Source organism: Pseudomonas sp. SWRI77, assembly GCF_014269105.1.
GTDB classification, from domain to species: Bacteria; Pseudomonadota; Gammaproteobacteria; order Pseudomonadales; family Pseudomonadaceae; genus Aquipseudomonas; species Aquipseudomonas capeferrum.
In genome coordinates, this window is sequence record NZ_JABWRV010000011.1 from 43,028 (window position 1) to 67,205 (window position 24,178).

The window sequence follows — 24,178 nt, forward strand, 5'->3', positions numbered from 1 at the left end:
AAAAAGCCCCTGACTCCACGGAGGCAGGGGCTTTTGTTGCTGCAGGGGCATGGCCTTACATGTTCGGGTAGTTCGGCCCGCCGGCGCCTTCAGGGGTAACCCAGGTGATGTTCTGGGCCGGGTCCTTGATGTCGCAGGTCTTGCAGTGCACGCAGTTCTGCGCGTTGATCTGGAAGCGCTTGCTGCCGTCTTCCTGGCTGACCACTTCGTACACGCCGGCCGGGCAGTAGCGTTGGGCCGGTTCGTCGTACAGCGGCAGGTTGCTGGCGATCGGTACGTTCGGGTCGGTCAGCTTCAGGTGGCAGGGTTGTTCCTCTTCATGGTTGGTGCTGGAGAGGAATACCGAGCTGAGCTTGTCGAAGCTGAGCTTGCCGTCTGGTTTCGGGTAGTCGATTTTTTTCGAATCGGCCGCGAGCTTGAGGCAGGCGTAGTCCGGCTTGGTGTCGTGCAAGGTGAACGGCAGCTTGCCGCCGAACCAGTTCTGGTCGACATAGTTGAAGGCTGCGCCGAACAACGGGCCGAACTTGTGCATGGCCGGGCCGAAGTTGCGGCTGGCGAACAGCTCTTCATGCAGCCAGCTGGCCTTGAAGGCGTCGACATAGGTAGTGAGTGCGTCGCCACCCTCGCTGCCGGCAATCAATGCGTCGGCCACTGCGTCGGCGGCGAGCATGCCAGACTTCATCGCCGTGTGGCTGCCCTTGATCTTGGCCACGTTCATGGTGCCCAAGTCGCAACCGATCAGCGCGCCACCGTTGAAGACCATCTTCGGCAGCGAGTTGATCCCGCCCTTGGCCAGGGCGCGGGCGCCGTAGCTGATGCGCTTGCCGCCTTCGAGGTACTGGCTGATCACCGGGTGGTGCTTGAGGCGCTGGAACTCGTCGAACGGCGACAGGTACGGGTTGGCATAGGACAGGTCGACGATCAGGCCGACCACCACCTGGTTGTTTTCCAGGTGATACAGGAACGAGCCACCGGTGTTCTCGGTGCTCACCACGTCCAGCGGCCAGCCGGCAGTGTGTACCACCAGGCCCTGTTGGTGCTTGCTCGGGTCGATTTCCCAGATTTCCTTGAGGCCGATGCCGTAATGCTGGACGTCGGCTTCACTGTCGAGGTTGAAGCGCTTGATCAGCTGCTTGCCGATGTGCCCACGGCAGCCTTCGGCGAACAGCGTGTACTTGGCGCGCAGTTCCATGCCAGGGGTGTACAGGCCGTCTTTCGGGTTGCCTTCGCGGTCGACACCCAGGTCGCCGGTGACGATACCGCGCACCACGCCGTTTTCATCGAATAGCGCTTCCTGGGCAGCGAAACCTGGGTAGATCTCCACGCCCAGGTTCTCGGCCTGCTGGGCCAGCCAGCGGCACAGGTTGCCCAGCGAGATGATGTAGTTGCCCTCGTTGTGCATGGTCTTGGGCACGAACAGGTCCGGGACCTTGATCGAGCTGCCGCCATCCTTGAGCACGTAGATGTCGTCGCGCTTTACCGCAGTGTTGAGCGGTGCGCCGAGTTCTTTCCAGTCGGGGAACAACTCGTTCAGTGCGCGCGGTTCGAATACCGCGCCGGAGAGGATGTGGGCACCGACTTCAGAGCCTTTCTCGACCACGCAGACGCTGATCTCGCTACCGGCTTCGGCGGCCTTCTGCTTCAGGCGGCAGGCGGCGGACAGCCCCGCCGGGCCGGCGCCGACGATGACCACGTCGAATTCCATGTATTCGCGTTCCACTGGTTCTCTCCTACTCATCAAGGCTCGTGCTGTTGCTTGGTCTTATGGGTGTGGGGTGATCATGCGCACCGCGCTTCACGGGCGCGGAGCTGTAGCAGCGCAGAGGATGGACTACACCGTTTTGTCTTGGCCGCGCATTATATCTACACCACTTGGCGGGTCCAATACAAACGTTTGTTTGAATTTGCCGCAGGCCAGTAAAATCACAGGAGTGCGGCTGGAGGGTGACCGATTTGCCGTATTGACCGGATTGGGTGTTGCGGTCAAGATACGAGCGGTTTTACGTTCGCCGTAGGCTTGTCGCCGGGCGCAGGTACACCTCTAAAAACCAGGTGTGGAGTAAGGCTTTGCGGCCAATTCACGGTTTGTAGTGGAGTTTACACGCCACCACAGAAAATGACCCGCGGGTATTTACCGCAAGCGTCATGACAAGACTGCTCGGTCACCTTGAAGTTTGCTCTACCCGGTACGTTTTTAGAGGTGCCCTTGTACCCACGCGCATCGCCGGGCATGTCCCCAGGCGACTTTCTATTCACCGGAGAGTAACGAGGAATCCATGAAGGTTCTTGTAGCTGTCAAACGAGTGGTCGACTACAACGTCAAGGTTCGCGTCAAAGCGGACAACTCCGGCGTCGACCTTGCAAACGTCAAGATGTCCATGAACCCCTTCTGCGAAATCGCCGTTGAGGAAGCCGTACGCCTGAAAGAAAAGGGTATTGCGACCGAGATCGTCGTGGTTTCCGTCGGCCCGACCACTGCCCAGGAGCAACTGCGTACCGCCCTGGCCCTGGGTGCCGATCGCGCCATCCTGGTAGAAGCCGCTGACGAACTGAACTCCCTGGCCGTGGCCAAGGCGCTCAAGGCTATCGTCGACAAAGAGCAGCCACAGCTGGTCATCCTCGGCAAGCAGGCCATCGACAGCGACAACAACCAGACCGGCCAGATGCTGGCCGCGCTGACCGGTTACGCCCAGGGTACCTTCGCCTCCAAGGTGGAAGTCGCTGGCGACAAACTGAACGTCACTCGTGAAATCGATGGCGGCCTGCAGACCGTATCGCTGAACCTGCCAGCGATCGTCACCACCGACCTGCGCCTGAACGAGCCGCGCTACGCGTCGCTGCCGAACATCATGAAGGCCAAGAAAAAGCCGCTGGAAACCGTCACGCCAGACGCGCTGGGCGTTTCCCTGGCCTCCACCAACAAGACCCTCAAGGTCGAAGCGCCTGCTGCACGCAGCGCAGGTATCAAGGTCAAGTCGGTGGCAGAACTGGTCGAGAAACTGAAGAACGAGGCGAAGGTAATCTAAATGACTATCCTGGTTATCGCTGAATACGAAAACGGCGCCGTGGCCCCGGCCACCCTGAACACTGTCGCCGCTGCCGCCAAAATCGGTGGTGATGTGCACGTGCTGGTCGCAGGCCAGAACGTCGGTGGTGTCGCCGAAGCCGCTGCCAAGATCGCCGGTGTTGCCAAGGTGCTGGTGGCTGACAACGCCGCCTATGCCCATCTGCTGCCAGAAAACGCAGCGCCGCTGATCGTCGAGCTGGCCAAGGGCTATAGCCACGTGCTGGCCCCGGCCACCACCAACGGCAAGAACATCCTGCCGCGCGTTGCCGCACTGCTGGACGTCGACCAGATCTCCGAGATCATCGCGGTCGAATCGGCCGACACCTTCAAGCGCCCGATCTACGCCGGTAACGCCATTGCCACTGTGCAATCCAGCGCTGCGGTCAAGGTCATCACCGTGCGTACCACCGGTTTCGACGCAGTCGCGGCCGAAGGCGGTTCTGCCTCGGTTGAAACCGTCGCTGCCGCCCATGACGCTGGCAAGTCGTCCTTCGTGGGTGAAGAGCTGGCCAAGTCCGACCGCCCAGAGCTGACTGCAGCCAAGATCGTCGTTTCCGGCGGCCGTGGCATGGGCAACGGCGACAACTTCAAGCACCTGTACAGCCTCGCCGACAAGCTCGGCGCTGCTGTGGGCGCCTCGCGCGCTGCGGTCGACGCAGGTTTTGTGCCCAACGACATGCAGGTCGGCCAGACCGGCAAGATCGTCGCACCGCAGCTGTACATCGCCGTCGGTATCTCCGGCGCGATCCAGCACCTGGCGGGCATGAAAGACTCCAAAGTGATCGTTGCGATCAACAAGGACGAAGAAGCGCCGATCTTCCAGGTTGCCGATTACGGCCTGGTCGCTGACCTGTTCGAAGCGGTTCCGGAGCTGGAAAAGCTGGTCTGATCCGCCTGCTTCACTTATAAAGAAGCCCGGCCCTCGTACTGAGGGCCGGGTTTTTTTATGGATTTCAGTGTCACAGCCAGGAGTGAGCATGAGGTTTGGCAAAGCAGGCGGGGTGCTGGCGTGCATGGCGGCGTTGCTGTCGTCGGCGACAATGGCAGCAGGCAAGTGCGAGCGCCTGGTGGCGACCGGCAGCCCTGATGCGCCTCCCTACTCCTGGCAGGACCCGAAGGACCCAAAGCACCTGATTGGCGCCAATGTCGAGCTGTTGCAGCAGGTGGCCAGCGAGCTGGGGGTCAAGGTGGACGTGCTGAGTGCCGGTCGGCGCGACCAGGCCCTTGAGGAGGTTCGCAGCGGGCGTATGGACCTGCTGCTCGATACCCCGCTGCAGGTCGGGCAACTGACGGCGCTGGACTATATCCACCCACCTTTGCAGTTGAACGAATACCTGGTCTGGACCCGTCATGACGCTGAGCTGGCCTTCGATGGCCCGGCGGACCTGGCCAACTACCAGGGCAGCTTGTCCGAGCGCGCACGTCTGACCCCCGCCTTTGAAGCCTTTGCCAAATCGCACCTGAAGTTGCAGCCGGCGCAGAACCTGACCCAGGCGTTCCAGAAGCTGGTGCTGGGGCAGGTGGACTATGTGCTTGCCGGGCGCTACTCCGGCATGGCCATGACCCAGAGCCTGGGCATGAGCAACGACCTGATTGCCCGCGGCCTGCCGGTAGATCGCCCTGGGTTGTACCTGGCTGTGTCACACAACTCGGCATGCAATGACAGCTGGCTGCGTGGGCAATTGGCGAAAAAACTGACAGAATTGCCGATCTCCGGTGCGTCCGAGGCTGTGCTGCAACGTAATGTCGAGCGCTGGAAGGCGCAGATGCAGGTGCCGCTGGACGCCCCCAAACACTAGGAAGATTGCGTGAGAATCCAACCACTGATCCTTGCTCTGGCCGTGCTCGGCCTGGCGGGTTGCGCCAACGACCCGGCGCCGAACGAGCAACTGCGCATTTCCGAGCAGGCGCTGGAACAGGCCAAGGCTGTCGGCGCCACCGACCAGGTCGAAGCGCTGAAGCTGGCCGAAGACAAGCTTGCCCGGGCCAAGACCAACATGCTCACCGAAGACTTTCGCGATGCGCGCATGCGTGCCGAGCAGGCTGAGCTGGATGCGCGCCTGGCCGAGGCGCAGGTGTTGAACCAGAAGAGTGAAGAGCAGCTGCAACTGCTGCAGTCGCGGGTCAAGCGCCTGCGCAAACAGCTGGAGGTGCAGCCATGATGCGTTCTACACCCATGGCCGCGCTGGTATTGCTGGCGTTGACCGCAGGCTTGCAGGGTTGCGCCAGCCAGCGCAGCGAGGCGGCACTGGATGAGGCCAGTGCAACCTTCCAGAAGGTCAAGGACGATTCCGACGTGCTGCGCAGCGCGCCCCGCGACGTGATCCGCGCAGGTGAATCACTGGCGCGGGCCGAGCGCCTTTCCAGTTATGTCGGCACCGGCACCGATGTACGCCATTACGCCTACCTGAGTCAGCGCTACAGCGAAATCGCCAGCGAGCACGCCAAGCTCGCGCTGAACCAGGAGCGCCTGGCCAAGCTCGACCTTGAGCGTCAGCGTCTGCAGCTGGCGCTGCGTGAGGCGAAGCTGGCCAGCGTCCAGCAGCAAGGCAAGTGGGTCGAATCGCAGATTGCCGCGCTGGCTTCGGAGCAGACGGACCGTGGCCTGGTGATGACCCTGGGTGACGTGCTGTTCGATACCGGGCGTGCCGACCTGAAAAACTCGGCCAGCCGCACCGTGCTCAAGCTGGTGCAGTTCCTTCAGCTCAATCCGCGCCGGGTGGTGCGTATCGAGGGGTACACCGACAGCACCGGTGCGCCGGAAGACAACCTGAAGCTTTCGCGTGATCGCGCGCAGGCAGTGGCCGACATGCTGGCGGACTTGGGTATCGACGAGAAGCGTCTGCAGGTTGAAGGCTACGGTGACCAGTACCCGATCGAGGCCAACGCGTCGGAGCGGGGCAGGGCGCAGAATCGCCGGGTCGAGATCGTCTTCTCTGATGACAAGGGCAAGCTCGCGCCAGCGCGTTGATCCCCTCGATGATCGGCGAACAGTTGTAGGCGCGGCCCTGCGTCGCGAAAAGGGGGGCGAAGCAGGCTCCGGATTTTGCGCTGACACATAAAGCGCTGGGGCCGCGCTGCGGCCCTTTCGCGACGCAAGGCCGCTCCTACAACCAAGCGCGCAATCCTGGGAAATTGGCCGGGTGCTGTCACGCAACTGTATTGTTGGCTATTCTGCAATCTGTCCCCGTACACTTCGCAACTGTTACGGTATTCTCTGCCGTCAGTGTGTCGCACAAGAATAACGAGCCCGTCCGCGCGTCGAGATATCGCCATGACCAACCTGCTGCTATATCAGCGTATCGCCCAGCAACTGGCCGATGACATCCGTCGCGGTGTCTACCAGCCAGGCGAGCGCGTGCCGTCGGTGCGCAAGATGAGCGCCCAGCTCAATGTCAGCCACGCCACGGTGTTGCAGGCCTATGCCAATCTCGAAGACCAGGGGCTGATCCGCGCGCGCCCGCAGTCGGGCTATTACGTTCACCAGACCCCGGCCCTCACCGCGCAAACGCCGGATATCGCCCGGGTGGAGCGCCCGGGCCTGGTGACTCGGGCAAGCATCATCCAGCAGGTATTGACCGAGGCGCGCCGCGATGGCGTGTTTCCGTTCGGCGCAGCGGTGCCCCACGTGGACTACCTGCCGGTGCGCGCCCTGCATCAGCAGATTGCCAAGGTAACTCGCTTTCACAGCCCGCGCGCATTCAGTTACATGTTCAGCCCGGGCTTTGAGCCGTTGCGCCGGCAGATTGCCATTCGCATGCGCGATGCCGGCGTGTTGGTAGACCCGCGTGAAGTCATCGTGACCCATGGCTGTGTCGATGCGCTGCAGATGTCGCTGCGGGTGCTGACTCGTCCAGGCGACCTGATCGCCGCCGAGTCGCCGACCTACTACGGCCTGCTGCAGTTGGCCGATTTGCTTGGCCTGAAGGTGATCGAGATCCCCAGCGACCCGTCTACGGGCATCAGCCTCGAGGCCTTGCAGTTGGCCGCCAACCAGTGGTCGATCAAGGCGCTGGTACTGACCTCGCGCCTGAGCAACCCGTTGGGTGGCACCATCCCTGAAGAACGCCAGAAGCAATTGCTACGCCTGGCCTCGGACTTCGATATCCAGATCGTCGAAGACGACATCTATGGCGAGCTGATGTTCGAGCAGGGCAAGACCAAGGCGCTCAAGGCATTCGATCGGCTCGACCGGGTCATCTACTGTTCGAGTTTTTCCAAGACGTTGTCACCGGGTGTGCGGGTCGGCTGGATGGTGGCGGGGCGCTACCAGGATGAAATCCAGCGGCTGCAGACGTTCACCACCCATTCGGCGTGCAGCGTGACGCAGATGGGGGTGGCCGCCTATCTGGAGAACGGCGGCTATGACCGCCATCTGCGCTACATCCGCCAGGAGTACCGCAAGAACCTCAGTGCCTACCAGTTGGCGGTGCAACAGCACTTCCCTGAAGGCACCCAGATGACCCGGCCTACCGGTGGCTTCATCCTTTGGGTGAGCCTGCCGGGGCGGGTCAATACCCAGGACTTGCATGTGCGGGCGCTGGAGCAGGGTATCAGTATCGCGCCCGGGTTGATCTTCAGTAACACTGAGCAGTTCAACCACTGCATCCGGCTTAACTGCGGGATTCCGTGGAATAAAGAGGCCGAGCGGGCGGTGATCACCCTTGGCCTTTTGGCTCAGCAATTGTGCAGAGAGCCTACGGGTTCACTTTTGTAGGCTTGCCAGGCGCAGGCGGAACAGGGAGCATATGCATTTTTCCAGCCTGACTGTCGATGTCCATGAAACTGTTGCGCTGTATCGCCCTTAGTTTTTGCCTCGTGCCGCTCTGCCACTTTGGCGCAGTGGCGCAGGCTGCTCAGCCTGCCGCCGAGGCACAGGCTCGCCAGGCCAAGCCTGCGCAGAAGGCCCCTGCCAAGCCTGTGTCGAAGCAGGCTGTCAGCAAGGCCAAGCCTAAGCCCAAGCCAAAGCCAAAGCCAAAGTCTGCGCGCAAGCCGGTCAGCAAGGCGGTGGCCAAGCCGCTGCCCCAGCCCAAGCTCGACCTGAGCCTGCCTGTCGAAATGGTCAATGACCTTGAGCCGAATGTCGGCAGTTCGGCCACGCGGCGCAAACCTTTGCTGCCCGCAATGTTTACCGAAAAACCCCAGGGCCATGAAAGCCCGTTCCAGCTCAATGGCCGATTGATCAGCAATGAAATGCAGCTGCAGTTGCGCAATGAAAGCCGCCGCGATGTTGAAGGGGCAGCGATCGAATTTGAGTACCGCCAGTAGCCAGTGAACTGACTGCCGGGTCACGGCAGATTTCATCGGGCCAGCAATTTCAAACGCACGTTTGAGCGGTTACTATCCGGGGGCGTTCGTCCCGTTTTGCTCCACAGAGACCTGATTTTGATGAATAGCCATGAATTGCCGTGAGGGGTGTGGTGCCTGCTGCATCGCCCCGTCCATCAGCTCTGCCATGCCGCGCATGCCGCATGGCAAGCCGGCCGGTGAGCGCTGCCTGCACCTGACTGTCGACAACCTCTGCGACCTGTTCGGCAAGCCCGAACGCCCGGCGGTGTGCGGCGGTTTCAAGGCGGATGTCGAGGTGTGCGGCAGTGATCGCGATGAGGCAATCAGGATTCTCGGCTGGTGGGAGCAGATGACGGCGGCGTGACAGGCTGGATCTTCGACAACAAGGATAAAGATGATGAGATCGTTCAAGCGTATTGCACTGCTGTGTGGCATGGGTGTGTTGCTGGCGCCCGCCGCCTGGGCCGAGAACTGGCAGGTGGCCAAGGACGAGGAGGGCATCAAGATCTCCCTCAGTGAAGTGGCGGGCTCCGAGTACAAGGCCTATCGCGGTGTCACCGTGATTAAAGCGCCACTGGCCAAGGTCCAGGCGCTGCAGGAAGACGTGGTCGGGGCTTGTGCCTGGATTCACGAGTGCAAGTCGCAGAAGCTGCTCAAGCACGAAGGCGACCAGAGCTGGACCTACACCCAGTTCAATACGCCCTGGCCGGTGACGCCGCGCGATTCGGTGCTGCATGTCACCACGGTCAAGGGTGCGGATGGCAGCCTGACGCGTAACCTGAAGGGAGAGCCGACCTATATCCCGGAAGAGAAGGGCTTTGTGCGAGTGGCAAAGGTCGAGGGCTTCTGGAAGTTGGTACCCAAGGGGGGCAGCACGGAAGTGACCTATCAGGTGCACACCGAGCCGGGTGGCAGTGTGCCGGCGATGGTGGCCAACAAATTCGTGGTCGATGCGCCGTTCAATACCCTGAAAGCGTTGCGTGAGCGGGCTGAGAAAAACTGAATGAGTCGGGTTGCCTGCGAGGCAATAAAAAAGGCTGCCCGAGGGCAGCCTTTTTGCGTTCGGCTCGATGAGCTTACTTGCGATCCTTCAGTGCAGCGATGTCGCGCTTCTGCTCGCCGGTGTACAGCTGGCGCGGGCGGCCAATCTTGTACGGGCTGGAGAGCATTTCTTTCCAGTGCGAGATCCAGCCTACAGTACGTGCCAGGGCGAAGATCACGGTGAACATGCTGGTCGGAATGCCGATCGCCTTGAGGATGATCCCCGAGTAGAAGTCGACGTTCGGGTACAGCGAGCGCTCGATGAAGTACGGATCGGTCAGGGCGATTTCTTCCAGGCGCATGGCCAGTTCCAGCTGCGGGTCGTTCTTGATGCCCAGCTCGCGCAGGACTTCGTCGCAGGTCTGCTTCATCACGGTGGCGCGCGGGTCGCGGTTCTTGTACACGCGGTGACCGAAGCCCATGAGCTTGAACGGGTCGTTCTTGTCCTTGGCCTTGGCGATGAAGGTGTCGATGTTCGAGACATCGCCGATTTCATCGAGCATGGTCAGTACGGCTTCGTTCGCACCGCCGTGGGCAGGGCCCCACAGTGCGGCGATACCGGCGGCGATACAGGCAAACGGGTTGGCACCCGACGAGCCGGCCAGGCGCACGGTGGAGGTGGAGGCGTTCTGCTCGTGGTCGGCGTGGAGGATGAAGATCCGGTCCATTGCCTTGGCCAGCACCGGGCTGATCGGTTTGATCTCGCACGGGGTGTTGAACATCATGTGCAGGAAGTTTTCCGCGTACGACAGGTCGTTGCGCGGGTACATCATCGGCTGGCCCATGGAGTACTTGTAAACCATCGCGGCCAGGGTCGGCATCTTGGCGACCAGGCGCACCGCGGAGATTTCGCGGTGTTGCGGGTTATTGATGTCCAGGGAGTCGTGGTAGAACGCCGACAGGGCGCCGACCACACCGCACATCACCGCCATCGGGTGAGCGTCGCGGCGGAAACCGTTGAAGAAGGACTTCAGCTGCTCGTGAACCATGGTGTGGTTCTTCACGGTGCTGACGAACTGAGCCTTCTGCTCGGCATTCGGCAATTCGCCGTTGAGCAGCAGGTAGCAGGTTTCGAGGTAGTCCGACTGCTCGGCGAGCTGTTCGATCGGGTAGCCGCGGTGCAGCAGAATACCCTTGTCGCCGTCGATGTAGGTGATCTTCGACTCGCACGAGGCGGTCGCCATGAAACCAGGGTCGAAGGTGAAGTGACCTGTGGCCCCCAACCCGCGGACGTCGATTACATCAGGACCAACGGTGCCGGTTAAAATGGGCAGCTCGACGGGGGCAGCGCCCTCGATGACCAACTGCGCTTTTTTGTCAGCCATGTGGCCTCCTATTAATGCTTGAAATCATCAGACAGACCCCCCACGCAGGGCCCGCACCACTATAGAGGGATAAATTCAGATGTCAATTTGCCTAAAGGCTGGTTGAAACGGGCTCCGAGGCCTGATTTTTCTCGAAATTGTCGCCCATTTACGCCTTTTGCTGGCTAAAGGCAATGCGCTATTTGGGCTACCCCATCACGTTGTCATAAGCAGCCTAACTGTCTATACTCGGCACCCGACCGCCAGGGGCTTGCAAGCCCGAACTGCTGGGGGTCGCCGTTCCCTGGGTGGTGGGTACCTGACCAGTACACTTACCAACAACTTTGCCCTGTTCGCTAGGGGCTCTTCAGTGTGAAAAAAGCCGTGAAAAGCCAACGACCTGTAAACCTAGACCTAAGGACCATCAAGCTCCCGATCACCGCGTACACGTCCATTCTGCACCGTATCTCCGGCGTCATCCTGTTCCTCGGCCTGGCCATCATGCTTTATGCATTGGGCAAGTCCCTGGGTTCCGAGGAAGGCTTCGGTGAGGTGAAGGCGTGTCTGACCAGTCCGCTGGCCAAACTGGTGACCTGGGCCCTGCTGTCCGCCCTGCTGTATCACCTGGTGGCAGGTGTACGCCACCTGATCATGGACATGGGCATCGGTGAGACGCTGGAAGGCGGCAAGCTGGGCTCGAAAATCGTGATTGTCATCTCCGTGGTGGTGATCGTTCTGGTGGGAGTTTGGGTATGGTAACCAATGTCACGAACCTGTCGCGTTCGGGCCTCTATGACTGGATGGCACAGCGCGTCTCTGCGGTCGTTCTCGCGGCTTACTTCCTCTTCCTGATCGGTTACGTCGTAGCCCACCCAGGTATCGACTATGCCCAGTGGCACGGTCTGTTCTCCAACAACGCGATGCGGATCTTCAGTCTGCTGGCCCTCGTTGCCCTGGGCGCTCACGCCTGGGTCGGCATGTGGACCATTGCCACCGACTACCTGACGCCGATGGCGTTCGGCAAGTCGGCAACTGCGATTCGTTTCCTGTTCCAGGCGGTATGCGGCGTTGCGATGTTCGCTTACTTCGTCTGGGGTGTGCAGATTCTCTGGGGTATCTGATCCATGGCTAGCATTCCTACTATTTCCTTCGACGCCATCATCATTGGCGGCGGCGGCGCCGGCATGCGCGCAGCGCTGCAGCTGGCACAGGGCGGTCACAAGACTGCCGTGGTCACCAAGGTCTTCCCGACCCGTTCGCACACTGTATCCGCCCAGGGCGGCATCACCTGCGCCATCGCTTCGGCCGACCCGAACGACGACTGGCGCTGGCACATGTACGATACCGTCAAAGGTTCCGACTACATCGGTGACCAGGACGCTATCGAATACATGTGTCAGGAAGGCCCGGCTGCGGTCTTCGAGCTGGACCACATGGGCCTGCCGTTCTCGCGCACCGAAACCGGCCGTATCTACCAGCGTCCGTTCGGTGGCCAGTCCAAGGACTTCGGCAAAGGCGGCCAGGCTGCTCGTACCTGCGCAGCGTCCGACCGTACCGGTCACGCACTGCTGCACACCCTCTATCAGGGCAACCTGAAAGCGGGCACCACCTTCCTGAACGAGTACTACGCGGTTGACCTGGTGAAGAACCAGGACGGCGCGTTCGTCGGTGTGATCGCGATCTGCATCGAAACCGGCGAAACCCTGTACATCAAGTCCAAGGCCACCGTTCTGGCCACTGGCGGTGCGGGCCGTATCTACGCCTCGACCACCAACGCCCTGATCAACACCGGTGACGGTGTCGGCATGGCCCTGCGTGCCGGCGTGCCGGTGCAGGACATCGAAATGTGGCAGTTCCACCCAACCGGCATCGCCGGCGCCGGTGTACTGGTCACCGAGGGTTGCCGCGGTGAAGGTGGCTACCTGATCAACGCCCACGGCGAGCGCTTCATGGAGCGTTACGCGCCGAACGCGAAAGACCTGGCCGGCCGCGACGTGGTTGCCCGTTCCATGGTCAAAGAGATCATCGCCGGCAACGGCGTGGGCCCGAACAAGGACCACGTACTGCTGAAGCTGGACCACCTGGGCGAGGAAGTGCTGCACAGCCGCCTGCCAGGTATCTGCGAACTGTCCAAGACCTTCGCCCACGTCGACCCGGTTGTCGCGCCGGTGCCGGTCGTACCGACCTGCCACTACATGATGGGTGGTGTCGCCACCAACATTCATGGCCAGGCCATCACCATGGACGCCGAAGGCAAGGACCACATCATCCCGGGCCTGTTCGCCGTAGGTGAAGTGGCGTGCGTATCGGTCCACGGTGCCAACCGCCTGGGCGGCAACTCGCTGCTCGACCTGGTAGTGTTCGGCCGTGCTGCCGGCCTGCACCTGGAGAAGGCGCTGACCGAAGGCGTCGAGTACCGCGATGCCAGCGATACCGATGTCGACGTTGCCCTGAACCGCCTGAACAAGCTCAACGAGCGTACCACTGGCGAAGACGTGGCAAGCCTCAAGCGCGAGCTGCAAAGCTGCATGCAGAACTACTTCGGTGTATTCCGTACTGGCGAATACATGCAGAAGGGTATCGAGCAGCTGGCGGGCCTGCGTGACCGCATCGCCAACGTGAAGATCAACGACAAGTCCCAGGCCTTCAACACCGCGCGTATCGAAGCGCTGGAGCTGCAGAACCTGCTGGAAGTTGCCGAAGCTACCGCCATTGCGGCCGAAGCCCGTAAAGAGTCGCGCGGCGCTCACGCCCGTGAAGACTTCGAAGACCGTGACGACGAGAACTGGCTGTGCCACACCCTGTACTACCCGGGTGAGAAGCGCGTTGCCAAGCGTGGCGTCAACTTTGCGCCGAAGACCGTACCGGCCTTCGAGCCAAAAATCCGGACTTACTAAGGGTGGCTGCTATGTTGAAAGTCGAAGTTTACCGTTACAACCCCGACACCGACTCGGCGCCCAAGATGGAGTCGTTCGACGTCGATACCGGCGGCAAGGACCTGATGGTTCTGGACGTGCTGGCACTGATCAAGGAAAAGGACGAGGGTTTCTCGTACCGTCGCTCGTGCCGTGAAGGCGTGTGCGGTTCCGATGGCATGAACATGAACGGCAAGAACGGCCTGGCCTGCATCACCCCGCTGTCGGGCGTGGTCAAGGGCAACAAGCTGGTGCTGCGCCCGCTGCCGGGCCTGCCGGTCATTCGTGACCTGGTCGTCGACATGAGCATCTTCTACAAGCAGTACGAGAAGGTGAAGCCATTCCTGCAGAACGATACGCCGCCGCCGGCCATCGAGCGTCTGCAGTCGCCAGAAGAGCGTGACAAGCTGGACGGCCTGTACGAGTGCATCCTGTGCGCTTGCTGCTCGACTTCCTGCCCATCGTTCTGGTGGAACCCGGACAAGTTCCTGGGCCCCGCTGCTTTGCTGCAGGCCTATCGCTTCCTGGCCGACAGCCGTGACACCAAGACTCAGGAGCGCCTGGCGTCCCTGGATGACCCGTTCAGCGTATTCCGCTGCCGCGGGATCATGAACTGCGTAAACGTTTGCCCGAAAGGTCTGAACCCGACCAAGGCAATCGGTCACGTACGTAACATGCTGCTGCAAAGCGGCACCTGATTCATCGAGTTGTACCTGCAGTAAGCCGAGGTGCGGGTGGTGAGCCCGCACTGAGGTAAAACTCGAGCAAGGGCCCACAAAGCCCGCGCTCATTACCTATGAAGATATGAGACCAGCAGGGGCTTTCCGGGCTGGTACCCGGAAAATCAGCAGGATCCAAGTGGCGTGGTTCAGTCGCTGTGTTCGGACTTTTCCAGGTTTGCTGTGGCTCTCGCCGATCGTCCCCTAACCGAGGGTGACCAAGCATGCAAGAAAGCGTGATGCAGCGCATGTGGGAAAGCGCCCACCTTTCAGGTGGTAACGCTGCATATGTGGAAGAGCTCTACGAACTCTACCTGCACGACCCTAACGCTGTGCCAGAAGAGTGGCGCACTTACTTCCAGAAGTTGCCAGCCGACGGCAGCACCGCTACCGATGTATCGCACTCTACAATCCGCGACCATTTCGTACTGCTGGCAAAGAACCAGCGCCGCGCCCAACCGGTATCCGCCGGGAGCGTGAGCAGTGAACACGAGAAGAAGCAGGTTGAAGTTCTGCGACTGATCCAGGCCTATCGTATGCGCGGTCATCAGGCTGCCAAGCTCGACCCGTTGGGGTTGTGGCAGCGCCCTGCGCCCGTAGACCTGTCGATCAATCACTACGGCTTGACCAATGCCGATCTTGATACGACCTTCCGTGCCGGCGACCTGTTCATCGGCAAAGAGGAAGCGAGCCTACGCGAGATCTTCGAGGCGCTCCAGAAGACATATTGTCGCACCATTGGCGCCGAGTTCACCCATATCGTCGATTCCGAGCAGCGCAGCTGGTTCCAGCAGCGTCTCGAAAGCGTGCGCGGCCGTCCGGAGTTTTCCGCTGACGTGCAGGCCCACCTGCTCGAGCGCGTGACCGCCGGTGAAGGGCTTGAGAAGTACCTGGGCACCAAGTATCCGGGCACCAAGCGTTTCGGCCTGGAGGGTGGCGAAAGCCTGATCCCGATGCTGGACGAGATGATCCAGCGCTCCGGCTCCTACGGTACCAAGGAAGTCGTGATCGGCATGGCCCACCGTGGCCGTCTGAACGTGCTGGTCAACACCTTCGGCAAGAACCCGCGCGAGCTGTTCGACGAGTTCGAAGGCAAGAAGATGAACGAGCTGGGCTCCGGTGACGTCAAGTATCACCAGGGCTTCTCTTCGAACGTGATGACCACCGGTGGCGAAGTTCACCTGGCCATGGCGTTCAACCCGTCCCACCTGGAAATCGTCTCGCCAGTGGTCGAGGGTTCGGTGCGCGCCCGTCAGGACCGTCGCAACGACACCGTTGGCGACAAGGTACTGCCGATCTCGATTCACGGTGATGCGGCATTCGCCGGCCAGGGCGTGGTCCTGGAAACCTTCCAGATGTCGCAGACCCGCGGTTTCAAGACCGGCGGTACCGTGCACATCGTGATCAACAACCAGGTCGGCTTCACCATCAGCAACCCGCTGGATGCGCGCTCCACCGAGTACGCCACCGACGTTGCCAAGATGATTCAGGCGCCGATCCTGCACGTCAACGGGGATGACCCGGAAGCCGTGCTGTTCGTGACCCAGCTGGCCATCGATTACCGCATGCAGTTCAAGCGTGACGTGGTCGTCGACCTGGTCTGCTACCGCCGTCGCGGCCACAACGAGGCCGACGAGCCGAACGGTACCCAGCCGCTGATGTATCAGCAGATCAGCAAACAGCGCACCACCCGTGAGCTGTATGCCGAGGCACTGATCCAGGCCGGTCGCATCGACGCCGAGCGTGCTCAGGCCAAGATCGACGAGTACCGCAACGCCCTGGACAACGGCCTGCACGTGGTCAAGAGCCTGGTCAAGGAGCCGAACCGCGAGCTGTTCGTCGACTGGCGTCCGTACCTGGGCCACGCCTGGACCGCGCGTCACGACACCCGTTTCGACCTCAAGACCCTGCAGGACCTGTCGGCCAAGCTGCTCGAGCTGCCGGAAGGCTTCGTCGTCCAGCGTCAGGTGTCGAAGATCTACGAAGATCGCCAGAAGATGCAGGCCGGTGGCTTGCCGATCAACTGGGGTTACGCAGAGACCATGGCGTACGCCACCCTGCAATTCGAAGGTCACCCGATCCGCATGACCGGCCAGGACATCGGCCGTGGCACCTTCTCGCACCGCCACGCGGTGTTGCACAACCAGAAGGACGCCAGCACCTACGTACCGCTGCAGAACCTGTTCCCGGGCCAGCCGCGCTTCGACCTGTACGACTCCTTCCTTTCGGAAGAAGCGGTACTGGCCTTCGAATACGGCTACTCGACCACCACGCCGAACGCGCTGGTGATCTGGGAAGCCCAGTTCGGCGACTTCGCCAACGGTGCGCAAGTGGTGATCGACCAGTTCATCACCAGCGGTGAGCACAAGTGGGGCCGCCTGTGCGGTCTGACCATGCTGCTGCCACACGGCTACGAAGGGCAGGGGCCGGAGCACTCCTCCGCGCGTCTGGAGCGTTACCTGCAGCTGTGCGCCGAGCACAACATCCAGGTGTGCGTACCGACTACCCCGGCACAGATCTACCACCTGCTGCGTCGCCAGGTCATCCGTCCGCTGCGCAAGCCGCTGATCGTCCTGACGCCGAAGTCGCTGCTGCGCCACAAGCTGGCCATCTCGACCCTGGAAGACCTGGCAGAAGGTTCGTTCCAGACCGTGATCCCGGAAATCGACAACCTCGATCCGGCCAAGGTCGAACGCCTGGTCCTGTGCAGCGGCAAGGTCTACTACGACCTGCTGGAAAAACGCCGTGCCGAAGGCCGTGAAGACATCGCGATCGTGCGTATCGAGCAGCTGTATCCGTTCCCGGAAGACGACCTGGTCGAAATCCTGGCGCCATACACCAACCTCAAGCATGCCGTCTGGTGTCAGGAAGAACCGATGAACCAGGGCGCCTGGTACAGCAGCCAGCACCACATGCGCCGTATCCTGGGCCGCCACAACAAGGCACTGGTCCTGGAATACGCCGGCCGCGACGCTTCTGCCGCGCCAGCCTGTGGTTACGCTTCGAAGCACGCCGAACAGCAGGAAAAACTGCTGCAAGACGCCTTCACTGTCTAACGCCTTCGCGCACCTGAAACCGAATTTAAGGAAACACAGATAATGGCTATCGAGATCAAAGCCCCAACCTTCCCGGAATCGGTTGCCGATGGCACCGTTGCCACCTGGCACAAGAAGCCGGGCGAAGCCGTCAAACGTGACGAGCTGATCGTCGACATCGAGACCGACAAAGTCGTCCTGGAAGTCCTGGCCACCGCCGATGGCGTGATGGGTGACATCGTCAAGGGCGAGGGCGACACCGTCCTGTCCGACGAAGTGCTGGGTTCGATCGTTGAAGGTGGCGCTGCTGCCGCGCCTGCCGCTGCCCCAGCCGCTGCTGCCCCGGCTGCCGCTGCCGCCGATGCTGGCGAAGACGACCCGGTTGCCGCGCCTGCCGCGCGCAAGCTGGCCGAAGAAAACGGTATCGACCTGGCTACCGTTGCCGGCACCGGCAAAGGCGGTCGCGTTACCAAGGAAGACGTGGTTGCTGCAGTCGCCAACAAGAAGTCGGCCCCTGCCGCAGCACCGGCTGCCAAGCCTGCCGCTGCTGCCCCGGTTGTGACCGCCGCTGGTGATCGCACCGAGAAGCGCGTGCCGATGACCCGTCTGCGTGCCAAGATTGCCGAGCGTCTGGTCGAAGCCCAGTCCAACATGGCGATGCTGACCACCTTCAACGAAGTCGACATGACCGAAGTCATGGCCCTGCGTTCGAAGTACAAGGACCTGTTCGAGAAGACCCACAACGGCGTACGCCTGGGCTTCATGTCGTTCTTCGTCAAGGCCGCCACCGAAGCCCTGAAGCGCTTCCCGGCTGTCAACGCCTCGATCGACGGCAACGACATCGTCTACCACGGCTTCGCCGACGTCGGCGTTGCCGTCTCCAGCGACCGTGGCCTGGTGGTTCCAGTACTGCGTAACGCCGAGTCGATGAGCCTGGCTGAAATCGAGAACGGCATCGCCACCTTTGGCAAGAAGGCCCGTGACGGCAAGCTGTCGATCGAAGAGATGACCGGCGGCACCTTCACCATCACCAACGGTGGCACCTTCGGTTCGATGATGTCGACCCCGATCGTCAACCCGCCGCAGGCTGCTATTCTCGGCATGCACAACATCATCCAGCGCCCGATGGCCATCAACGGCCAAGTGGTCATCCGCCCAATGATGTACCTGGCGCTGTCGTACGATCACCGCCTGATCGACGGCAAGGAAGCGGTAACCTTCCTGGTCACCATCAAGAACCTGCTGGAAGATCCGTCTCGCCTGCTGCTGGACATCTAATCGCGCAGCTGTAAGCTGCAAGCCGCAAGCTTCAAGCCGAAGCCTGCTGGTCTTGCGGCTTGCAGCTTGCCGCTTGAAGCTAAAAAGGAATCTTTTATGACCCAGAAATTCGACGTAGTGGTGATTGGTGCAGGTCCTGGCGGCTATGTGGCTGCCATCAAGGCTGCCCAACTTGGTCTGAAGACTGCCTGTATCGAGAAATACACCGACGCCGAGGGCAAACTGGCCCTGGGCGGCACCTGCCTGAACGTAGGTTGCATTCCGTCCAAGGCGCTGCTGGACAGCTCCTGGAAGTACAAGGAAGCCAAAGAGAGCTTCAACGTCCACGGTATCTCCACTGGCGAAGTGAAGATGGACGTTGCCGCGATGGTCGGCCGCAAAGCGGGTATCGTCAAGAACCTGACCGGCGGCGTTGCCACCCTGTTCAAGGCCAATGGCGTTACTTCGATCCAGGGCCACGGCAAACTGCTGGCTGGCAAGAAAGTCGAAGTCACCAAGGCTGACGGCACCACCGAAATCATCGAAGCCGAGAACGTGATCCTGGCCTCCGGTTCGCGTCCGATCGACATTCCGCCGGCTCCGGTCGACCAGAACGTCATCGTCGACTCCACCGGCGCCCTGGAATTCCAGACCGTGCCACAGCGTCTGGGCGTGATCGGCGCCGGCGTCATCGGCCTGGAGCTGGGTTCGGTGTGGTCGCGCCTGGGTGCCCAGGTCACCGTCCTGGAAGCCCTGGACACCTTCCTGATGGCTGCCGACACCGCAGTGTCGAAAGAAGCCCAGAAGACCCTGACCAAGCAAGGCCTGGACATCAAGCTGGGCGCGCGCGTCACTGGCTCGAAAGTCAATGGCAACGAAGTCGAAGTCACCTACACCGATGCCAACGGCGAGCAGAAGATCACCTTCGACAAGCTGATCGTCGCGGTCGGCCGCCGTCCAGTGACCACTGATCTGCTGGCTTCGGACAGCGGCGTGACCATCGACGAGCGTGGCTACATCTTCGTTGACGATCACTGCGCTACCAGCGTTCCGGGCGTGTTCGCCATCGGTGACGTGGTTCGCGGCATGATGCTGGCGCACAAGGCCTCGGAAGAGGGCATCATGGTTGTCGAGCGCATCAAAGGCCACAAGGCCCAGATGAACTACGACCTGATCCCATCGGTTATCTACACCCATCCGGAAATCGCGTGGGTCGGCAAGACCGAACAGTCCTTGAAGGCCGAGGGTGTTGAGGTTAACGTAGGCACCTTCCCGTTCGCGGCCAGCGGCCGTGCGATGGCGGCCAACGACACCGGTGGTTTCGTCAAGGTCATCGCCGATGCCAAGACCGACCGCGTACTGGGTGTGCACGTGATTGGCCCATCCGCTGCCGAGCTGGTACAGCAGGGCGCAATCGCAATGGAATTCGGCACCAGTGCCGAGGATCTGGGCATGATGGTCTTCAGCCATCCAACCCTGTCCGAAGCGTTGCATGAAGCAGCGCTGGCAGTGAATGGCGGCGCCATTCACGTAGCCAACCGTAAGAAGCGTTAATTATAAGAAACCACGGCGGGCTGCCCGTCGTGAGTCTTGCGTGCATGACTCACCGCGGAAAGTTCGCCGGATCGGACTACACGGGATAACCCGGGGTCAACGGTCACAGGTGGTGCGGCGCCAGTAATGGCGCAGCGCCGAAGCGCAGTACCTAACGAAGACGGTAAAAAGCATGAATCTTCACGAGTATCAGGGTAAGCAGCTGTTCGCTGAATACGGCCTGCCAGTATCCAAGGGTTTCGCTGTCGATACCCCTGAAGCTGCAGCAGAAGCTTGCGACAAGATCGGCGGTTCCGAGTGGGTTGTAAAAGCCCAGGTTCACGCAGGTGGTCGCGGTAAAGCGGGCGGCGTCAAGCTGGTTCGCAGCAAGGAAGACGCCAAGGCGTTCGCTGCGCAATGGTTGGGCAAGCGCCTGGTAACCTACCAGACCGACGCCAACGGTCAGCCAGTGACCAAGATCCTGGTCGAGTCCTGCACTGACATCGCCAAAGAGCTGTACCTGGGCGCTGTAGTCGATCGCTCGAGCCGCCGCATCGTGTTCATGGCCTCCACCGAAGGTGGCGTGGACATCGAGAAAGTTGCTCACGAAACTCCTGAGAAGATCATCAAGGCTACTATCGATCCACTGGTCGGCGCACAGCCGTTCCAGGGTCGTGAACTGGCATTCCAGCTGGGTCTGGAAGGCAAGCAAGTTGCACAGTTCGCCAAGATTTTCGTAGGCCTGGCCAAGCTGTTCAAAGAACACGACCTGGCCCTGCTGGAAGTCAACCCGCTGGTCATCAAGGCCGACGGCGACCTGCACTGCCTGGATGCGAAGATCAACATCGACGCAAACGCCATGTACCGCCAGCCTAAGCTGAAAACCTTCCACGACCCGTCGCAGGACGATCCTCGTGAAGCCCACGCTGCCAGCTTCGAGCTGAACTACGTGGCCCTGGAAGGCAACATCGGCTGCATGGTCAACGGTGCTGGCCTGGCCATGGGTACCATGGACATCGTCAACCTGCATGGTGGCAAGCCAGCCAACTTCCTCGACGTTGGCGGCGGTGCTACCAAAGAGCGCGTTACCGAAGCGTTCAAGATCATTCTGTCCGACAGCAATGTCGCGGCCGTTCTGGTCAACATCTTCGGCGGCATCGTTCGCTGCGACATGATTGCCGAAGGCATCATCGGTGCAGTGAAAGAAGTCGGCGTTAAAGTTCCGGTTGTCGTTCGCCTCGAAGGCAACAACGCCGAACTGGGCGCTAAAGTACTGGCAGAAAGCGGTTTGAACATCATTGCGGCAACCAGCCTGACCGACGCTGCTCAACAAGTTGTCAAAGCTGCGGAGGGCAAGTAATGAGCGTCCTGATCAATAAAGACACCAAAGTCATCTGCCAGGGCTTCACCGGCTCGCAGGGTACTTTCCACTCCGAACAAGCCATCGCCTACGGCACCAAGATGGTCGGCGGCGTTACCCCAGGTAAGGGTGGCACCACCCACCTGGGCCTGCCGGTGTTCAACACCGTCAAGGAAGCCGTGGAAGCGACCGGCGCTGATGCTTCGGTCATCTACGTTCCGGCTCCGTTCTGCAAAGACTCGATCCTGGAAGCTGCCTTCGGCGGCATCAAGCTGATCGTCTGCATCACCGAAGGCATTCCTACCCTGGACATGCTGGATGCCAAGGTCAAGTGCGACGAGCTGGGCGTTACCCTGATCGGCCCTAACTGCCCAGGTGTCATCACCCCGGGCGAGTGCAAGATCGGCATCATGCCAGGCCACATCCACCTGCCAGGCAAAGTCGGTATCGTTTCGCGTTCCGGCACCCTGACCTATGAAGCGGTCAAGCAGACCACCGACGCCGGCTTCGGCCAGTCGACCTGCGTCGGCATCGGCGGTGACCCGATCCCAGGCTCCAACTTCATCGACATCCTGAAGCTGTTCCAGGAAGACCCGAAGACCGAAGCGATCGTCATGATCGGCGAGATCGGCGGTTCGGCTGAAGAAGAAGCCGCGGCCTACATCAAGGCCCACGTCACCAAGCCTGTCGTTTCCTACATCGCCGGTGTTACCGCACCTGCGGGCAAGCGCATGGGCCATGCTGGCGCCATCATCTCTGGCGGCAAAGGCACTGCGGACGAGAAGTTCGCTGCGCTGCAGGACGCAGGTGTTAAAACCGTGCGTTCGCTGGCCGACATCGGCAAGGCCCTGGCCGAGCTGACTGGCTGGGAAGCCAAGAAGTAATACGCTTTACCCCCCACGCGCACAAAGGCCACCTTCGGGTGGCCTTTGTCGTTATCAGCATTGTGTTTTTTGCCCCGCGAAGAGGCCTGAACAGACAACCAGGAATTTTCGATGGGTATGATAGGAATTTTCACAAAGACGTTTTTCCGATCCCTGAGATAATTGCACCGTCCCCGGTCGCACAGACGACAAACACATACGCACATCGGACAAGCAGCACTGTGCCAGTGCGTTTGACTGTCAAAACAGTTAATCTACGCGTTCACTCTGTGCCCGTCCCCCAAAAGGGAACGACACGCTAAACGGGTCTGGCTCATCAAGCCGGGCAGCATTTCCCTCATCCATGGGGAAATCCCTTCTCGAATCCCGATTTCAGCAGTGTGGTACTACCTCAAATGAAAGTTTTAAAAGGCCAGGATATCCTGGCGCTTGGCTTTATGACGTTTGCGCTTTTCGTAGGCGCCGGCAATATCATCTTCCCGCCTATCGTCGGTCTGCAGTCTGGCCCGCACGTATGGATGGCTGCCTTGGGCTTCCTGGTGACCGCCGTGGGCCTACCGGTCATCACCGTGGTCGCGCTGGCCAAGGTCGGTGGCGGCATGGATGCCCTGAGCAGCCCGATCGGCAAGTTCTTCGGTGGCCTGTTGGCGGCCGTGTGCTACTTGTCGGTCGGCCCGCTGTTCGCGACGCCGCGTACCGCGACCGTGTCGTTCGAGGTCGGTGTGGCACCGTTGACCGGCGAAAGCCCGTTGGCGCTGTTCCTCTACAGCCTGGTGTACTTCATCGTGGTGCTGGCGGTGTCCATGTATCCGGGCAAGCTGCTCGATACCGTGGGGCGCTTCCTCGCGCCGCTGAAGATCATCGCCTTGGCGGTGCTGGGTATCGCGGCGTTCGCGCTGCCGGCCGGCACCATCGGTGAAGCGCAACCTGCCTATGCGGCTGCGGCGTTCTCCAAGGGCTTCTCCGATGGCTACCTGACCATGGATACCCTGGGCGCGCTGGTGTTCGGTATTGTCATCGTCAATGCCATCCGCTCGCGCGGCGTCGAATCGCCGAAGCTGATTACCCGCTATGCCATCATCGCCGGCTTGATCGCCGGTGTCGGCCTGGCCCTGGTGTACATCAGCCTGTTCCGCCTGGGGGCGGGCAGCCACGATATCGCGGCTGACGCCACCAACGGTGCGGCCGTATTGCATGCCTATGTGCAGCATACCTTTGGCTCGCTCGGCAGTGGCTTCCTGGCCGTGCTGATCGCGTTGGCGTGCCTGGTGACCGCGGTCGGCCTGACCTGCGCCTGTGCCGAGTACTTCAGCCAGATGCTGCCGTTGTCGTATCGCGCACTGGTGGTGATCTTGGCGGGCTTCTCGTTGCTGATCTCCAACCTGGGCCTGACCAAGCTGATCATGTTCTCGATCCCGGTACTGACGGCGATCTACCCGCCGTGCATCGTGGTGGTGGGCCTGAGCTTCGTCAAAGACCTGTGGAACTCGCCAACGCGCATTCTCGCACCGGTCATGCTGGTGTCGCTGGTGTTCGGCGTCGTCGATGCGATCAAAGGCAGCAGCCTGGCGCATGTACTGCCGGACGCCGTCGCTCACCTGCCGCTGGGTGATCAGGGCCTGGCCTGGCTGGTGCCGTCGGTGGTGACCCTGGCCGCGGCCGTGATCTACGACCGCATGCTGGGCAAGCCGCGCGAGGCGCTGGCCTGATAGGTTGAAGCCTGAGGGCTGCACCGGCCACAAGCCACAGGGTGCCAGCCAGCGGTTTACACCTG

At 61.1% G+C, this 24,178-nt stretch carries 21 protein-coding genes; 19 read left to right on the forward strand and 2 right to left on the reverse strand.

What is annotated here, in order from left to right:
* Positions 1 to 55 precede the first annotated feature (55 nt).
* A complete protein-coding gene (locus HU766_RS12865) occupies positions 56 to 1,738 on the reverse strand; it encodes an electron transfer flavoprotein-ubiquinone oxidoreductase (RefSeq protein WP_186657247.1) in 1,683 nt (560 codons plus the stop codon).
* Positions 1,739 to 2,276: 538 nt separating this feature from the next.
* Between HU766_RS12865 and HU766_RS12870 the strand changes: the two genes are divergently transcribed.
* The 9 genes from HU766_RS12870 (at position 2,277) to HU766_RS12910 (ending at position 9,359) form a co-directional block, all read left to right on the forward strand.
* Positions 2,277 to 3,026, forward strand: coding sequence for an electron transfer flavoprotein subunit beta/FixA family protein (locus tag HU766_RS12870; RefSeq protein WP_033699291.1), 750 nt, complete (start codon positions 2,277 to 2,279; stop codon positions 3,024 to 3,026).
* On the forward strand, positions 3,027 to 3,956 hold the full coding sequence (locus tag HU766_RS12875) for an FAD-binding protein (RefSeq protein WP_033699289.1): 930 nt from the start codon (positions 3,027 to 3,029) through the stop codon (positions 3,954 to 3,956).
* An 88-nt stretch (positions 3,957 to 4,044) separates the two neighbouring features.
* Entirely contained in the window at positions 4,045 to 4,866 is an 822-nt protein-coding gene (locus HU766_RS12880; RefSeq protein ID WP_186657249.1) for a transporter substrate-binding domain-containing protein, read from the forward strand.
* A gap of 9 nt (positions 4,867 to 4,875) precedes the next feature.
* Entirely contained in the window at positions 4,876 to 5,229 is a 354-nt protein-coding gene (locus HU766_RS12885; RefSeq protein ID WP_033699285.1) for a DUF4398 domain-containing protein, read from the forward strand.
* Complete coding sequence (locus HU766_RS12890; protein ID WP_186657251.1) at positions 5,226 to 6,038, forward strand: OmpA family protein; 813 nt, start codon at positions 5,226 to 5,228, stop codon at positions 6,036 to 6,038. Before HU766_RS12885 ends, HU766_RS12890 begins: the two co-directional genes overlap by 4 nt.
* Positions 6,039 to 6,341: 303 nt before the next feature.
* The gene (locus HU766_RS12895) at positions 6,342 to 7,784 is read left to right on the forward strand and encodes a PLP-dependent aminotransferase family protein (protein ID WP_033699281.1); all 1,443 of its coding nucleotides are present in this window, start codon (positions 6,342 to 6,344) and stop codon (positions 7,782 to 7,784) included.
* A 62-nt stretch (positions 7,785 to 7,846) separates the two neighbouring features.
* Complete coding sequence (locus tag HU766_RS12900) at positions 7,847 to 8,335, forward strand: hypothetical protein (protein WP_186657491.1); 489 nt, start codon at positions 7,847 to 7,849, stop codon at positions 8,333 to 8,335.
* Positions 8,336 to 8,465: 130 nt separating this feature from the next.
* Complete coding sequence (locus HU766_RS12905) at positions 8,466 to 8,720, forward strand: YkgJ family cysteine cluster protein (protein WP_033699278.1); 255 nt, start codon at positions 8,466 to 8,468, stop codon at positions 8,718 to 8,720.
* A 33-nt stretch (positions 8,721 to 8,753) separates the two neighbouring features.
* Positions 8,754 to 9,359 carry an START domain-containing protein gene (locus HU766_RS12910; protein WP_186657253.1) on the forward strand — a complete coding sequence of 202 codons (606 nt, stop codon included), beginning with the start codon at positions 8,754 to 8,756 and terminating at the stop codon, positions 9,357 to 9,359.
* Positions 9,360 to 9,432: 73 nt separating this feature from the next.
* Here HU766_RS12910 and gltA read toward each other — a convergent pair whose 3' ends face one another.
* Positions 9,433 to 10,722 carry a citrate synthase gene (gene gltA, locus HU766_RS12915; RefSeq protein ID WP_019472041.1) on the reverse strand — a complete coding sequence of 430 codons (1,290 nt, stop codon included), beginning with the start codon at positions 10,720 to 10,722 and terminating at the stop codon, positions 9,433 to 9,435.
* A 351-nt stretch (positions 10,723 to 11,073) separates the two neighbouring features.
* On the opposite strand from gltA, the gene sdhC reads away from it, so the two are divergent.
* The 10 genes from sdhC (at position 11,074) to brnQ (ending at position 24,113) form a co-directional block, all read left to right on the forward strand.
* On the forward strand, positions 11,074 to 11,460 hold the full coding sequence (gene sdhC, locus HU766_RS12920; protein WP_077068487.1) for a succinate dehydrogenase, cytochrome b556 subunit: 387 nt from the start codon (positions 11,074 to 11,076) through the stop codon (positions 11,458 to 11,460).
* Positions 11,454 to 11,822 (forward strand): succinate dehydrogenase, hydrophobic membrane anchor protein, encoded by a 369-nt coding sequence (gene sdhD, locus HU766_RS12925; protein ID WP_027592876.1) that lies wholly within the window; start codon positions 11,454 to 11,456, stop codon positions 11,820 to 11,822. Before sdhC ends, sdhD begins: the two co-directional genes overlap by 7 nt.
* Before the next feature lie 3 nt (positions 11,823 to 11,825).
* Positions 11,826 to 13,598, forward strand: a complete 1,773-nt coding sequence (gene sdhA, locus HU766_RS12930) for a succinate dehydrogenase flavoprotein subunit (protein ID WP_027592875.1) — start codon at positions 11,826 to 11,828, stop codon at positions 13,596 to 13,598.
* 11 nt (positions 13,599 to 13,609) lie between these two features.
* Positions 13,610 to 14,314, forward strand: coding sequence for a succinate dehydrogenase iron-sulfur subunit (locus HU766_RS12935; protein ID WP_033699275.1), 705 nt, complete (start codon positions 13,610 to 13,612; stop codon positions 14,312 to 14,314).
* Positions 14,315 to 14,559: 245 nt separating this feature from the next.
* Positions 14,560 to 17,391, forward strand: coding sequence for a 2-oxoglutarate dehydrogenase E1 component (locus HU766_RS12940; RefSeq protein ID WP_033699274.1), 2,832 nt, complete (start codon positions 14,560 to 14,562; stop codon positions 17,389 to 17,391).
* Positions 17,392 to 17,433: 42 nt separating this feature from the next.
* The gene (gene odhB / locus HU766_RS12945) at positions 17,434 to 18,648 is read left to right on the forward strand and encodes a 2-oxoglutarate dehydrogenase complex dihydrolipoyllysine-residue succinyltransferase (RefSeq protein ID WP_033699273.1); all 1,215 of its coding nucleotides are present in this window, start codon (positions 17,434 to 17,436) and stop codon (positions 18,646 to 18,648) included.
* A 96-nt stretch (positions 18,649 to 18,744) separates the two neighbouring features.
* Positions 18,745 to 20,181 carry a dihydrolipoyl dehydrogenase gene (lpdA, locus tag HU766_RS12950; RefSeq protein WP_033699271.1) on the forward strand — a complete coding sequence of 479 codons (1,437 nt, stop codon included), beginning with the start codon at positions 18,745 to 18,747 and terminating at the stop codon, positions 20,179 to 20,181.
* Between the two features lie 172 nt (positions 20,182 to 20,353).
* Positions 20,354 to 21,520 carry an ADP-forming succinate--CoA ligase subunit beta gene (gene sucC, locus HU766_RS12955; protein ID WP_008091914.1) on the forward strand — a complete coding sequence of 389 codons (1,167 nt, stop codon included), beginning with the start codon at positions 20,354 to 20,356 and terminating at the stop codon, positions 21,518 to 21,520.
* Positions 21,520 to 22,404 carry a succinate--CoA ligase subunit alpha gene (sucD, locus tag HU766_RS12960; RefSeq protein WP_003254203.1) on the forward strand — a complete coding sequence of 295 codons (885 nt, stop codon included), beginning with the start codon at positions 21,520 to 21,522 and terminating at the stop codon, positions 22,402 to 22,404. The genes sucC and sucD overlap by 1 nt, the downstream gene beginning before the upstream one ends.
* A gap of 395 nt (positions 22,405 to 22,799) precedes the next feature.
* The gene (brnQ, locus tag HU766_RS12965; protein WP_186657255.1) at positions 22,800 to 24,113 is read left to right on the forward strand and encodes a branched-chain amino acid transport system II carrier protein; all 1,314 of its coding nucleotides are present in this window, start codon (positions 22,800 to 22,802) and stop codon (positions 24,111 to 24,113) included.
* Positions 24,114 to 24,178 lie beyond the last annotated feature (65 nt).

Excerpts from the sequence above, each read along its gene's own strand:
- odhB (WP_033699273.1), top strand. The coding sequence starts at position 17,434 with ATGGCTATCGAGATCAAAGCCCCAACCTTCCCGGAATCGGTTGCCGAT.
- lpdA (WP_033699271.1), top strand. The coding sequence starts at position 18,745 with ATGACCCAGAAATTCGACGTAGTGGTGATTGGTGCAGGTCCTGGCGGC.
- gltA (WP_019472041.1), bottom strand. The coding sequence starts at position 10,722 with ATGGCTGACAAAAAAGCGCAGTTGGTCATCGAGGGCGCTGCCCCCGTC.
- HU766_RS12880 (WP_186657249.1), top strand. The coding sequence starts at position 4,045 with ATGAGGTTTGGCAAAGCAGGCGGGGTGCTGGCGTGCATGGCGGCGTTG.
- HU766_RS12875 (WP_033699289.1), top strand. The coding sequence starts at position 3,027 with ATGACTATCCTGGTTATCGCTGAATACGAAAACGGCGCCGTGGCCCCG.
- HU766_RS12865 (WP_186657247.1), bottom strand. The coding sequence starts at position 1,738 with ATGAGTAGGAGAGAACCAGTGGAACGCGAATACATGGAATTCGACGTG.
- HU766_RS12905 (WP_033699278.1), top strand. The coding sequence starts at position 8,466 with ATGAATTGCCGTGAGGGGTGTGGTGCCTGCTGCATCGCCCCGTCCATC.
- HU766_RS12940 (WP_033699274.1), top strand. The coding sequence starts at position 14,560 with ATGCAAGAAAGCGTGATGCAGCGCATGTGGGAAAGCGCCCACCTTTCA.
- HU766_RS12870 (WP_033699291.1), top strand. The coding sequence starts at position 2,277 with ATGAAGGTTCTTGTAGCTGTCAAACGAGTGGTCGACTACAACGTCAAG.
- brnQ (WP_186657255.1), top strand. The coding sequence starts at position 22,800 with ATGAAAGTTTTAAAAGGCCAGGATATCCTGGCGCTTGGCTTTATGACG.
- sucD (WP_003254203.1), top strand. The coding sequence starts at position 21,520 with ATGAGCGTCCTGATCAATAAAGACACCAAAGTCATCTGCCAGGGCTTC.
- sdhD (WP_027592876.1), top strand. The coding sequence starts at position 11,454 with ATGGTAACCAATGTCACGAACCTGTCGCGTTCGGGCCTCTATGACTGG.
- HU766_RS12895 (WP_033699281.1), top strand. The coding sequence starts at position 6,342 with ATGACCAACCTGCTGCTATATCAGCGTATCGCCCAGCAACTGGCCGAT.
- HU766_RS12910 (WP_186657253.1), top strand. The coding sequence starts at position 8,754 with ATGAGATCGTTCAAGCGTATTGCACTGCTGTGTGGCATGGGTGTGTTG.
- HU766_RS12900 (WP_186657491.1), top strand. The coding sequence starts at position 7,847 with ATGAAACTGTTGCGCTGTATCGCCCTTAGTTTTTGCCTCGTGCCGCTC.
- sucC (WP_008091914.1), top strand. The coding sequence starts at position 20,354 with ATGAATCTTCACGAGTATCAGGGTAAGCAGCTGTTCGCTGAATACGGC.
- sdhA (WP_027592875.1), top strand. The coding sequence starts at position 11,826 with ATGGCTAGCATTCCTACTATTTCCTTCGACGCCATCATCATTGGCGGC.
- HU766_RS12890 (WP_186657251.1), top strand. The coding sequence starts at position 5,226 with ATGATGCGTTCTACACCCATGGCCGCGCTGGTATTGCTGGCGTTGACC.
- HU766_RS12935 (WP_033699275.1), top strand. The coding sequence starts at position 13,610 with ATGTTGAAAGTCGAAGTTTACCGTTACAACCCCGACACCGACTCGGCG.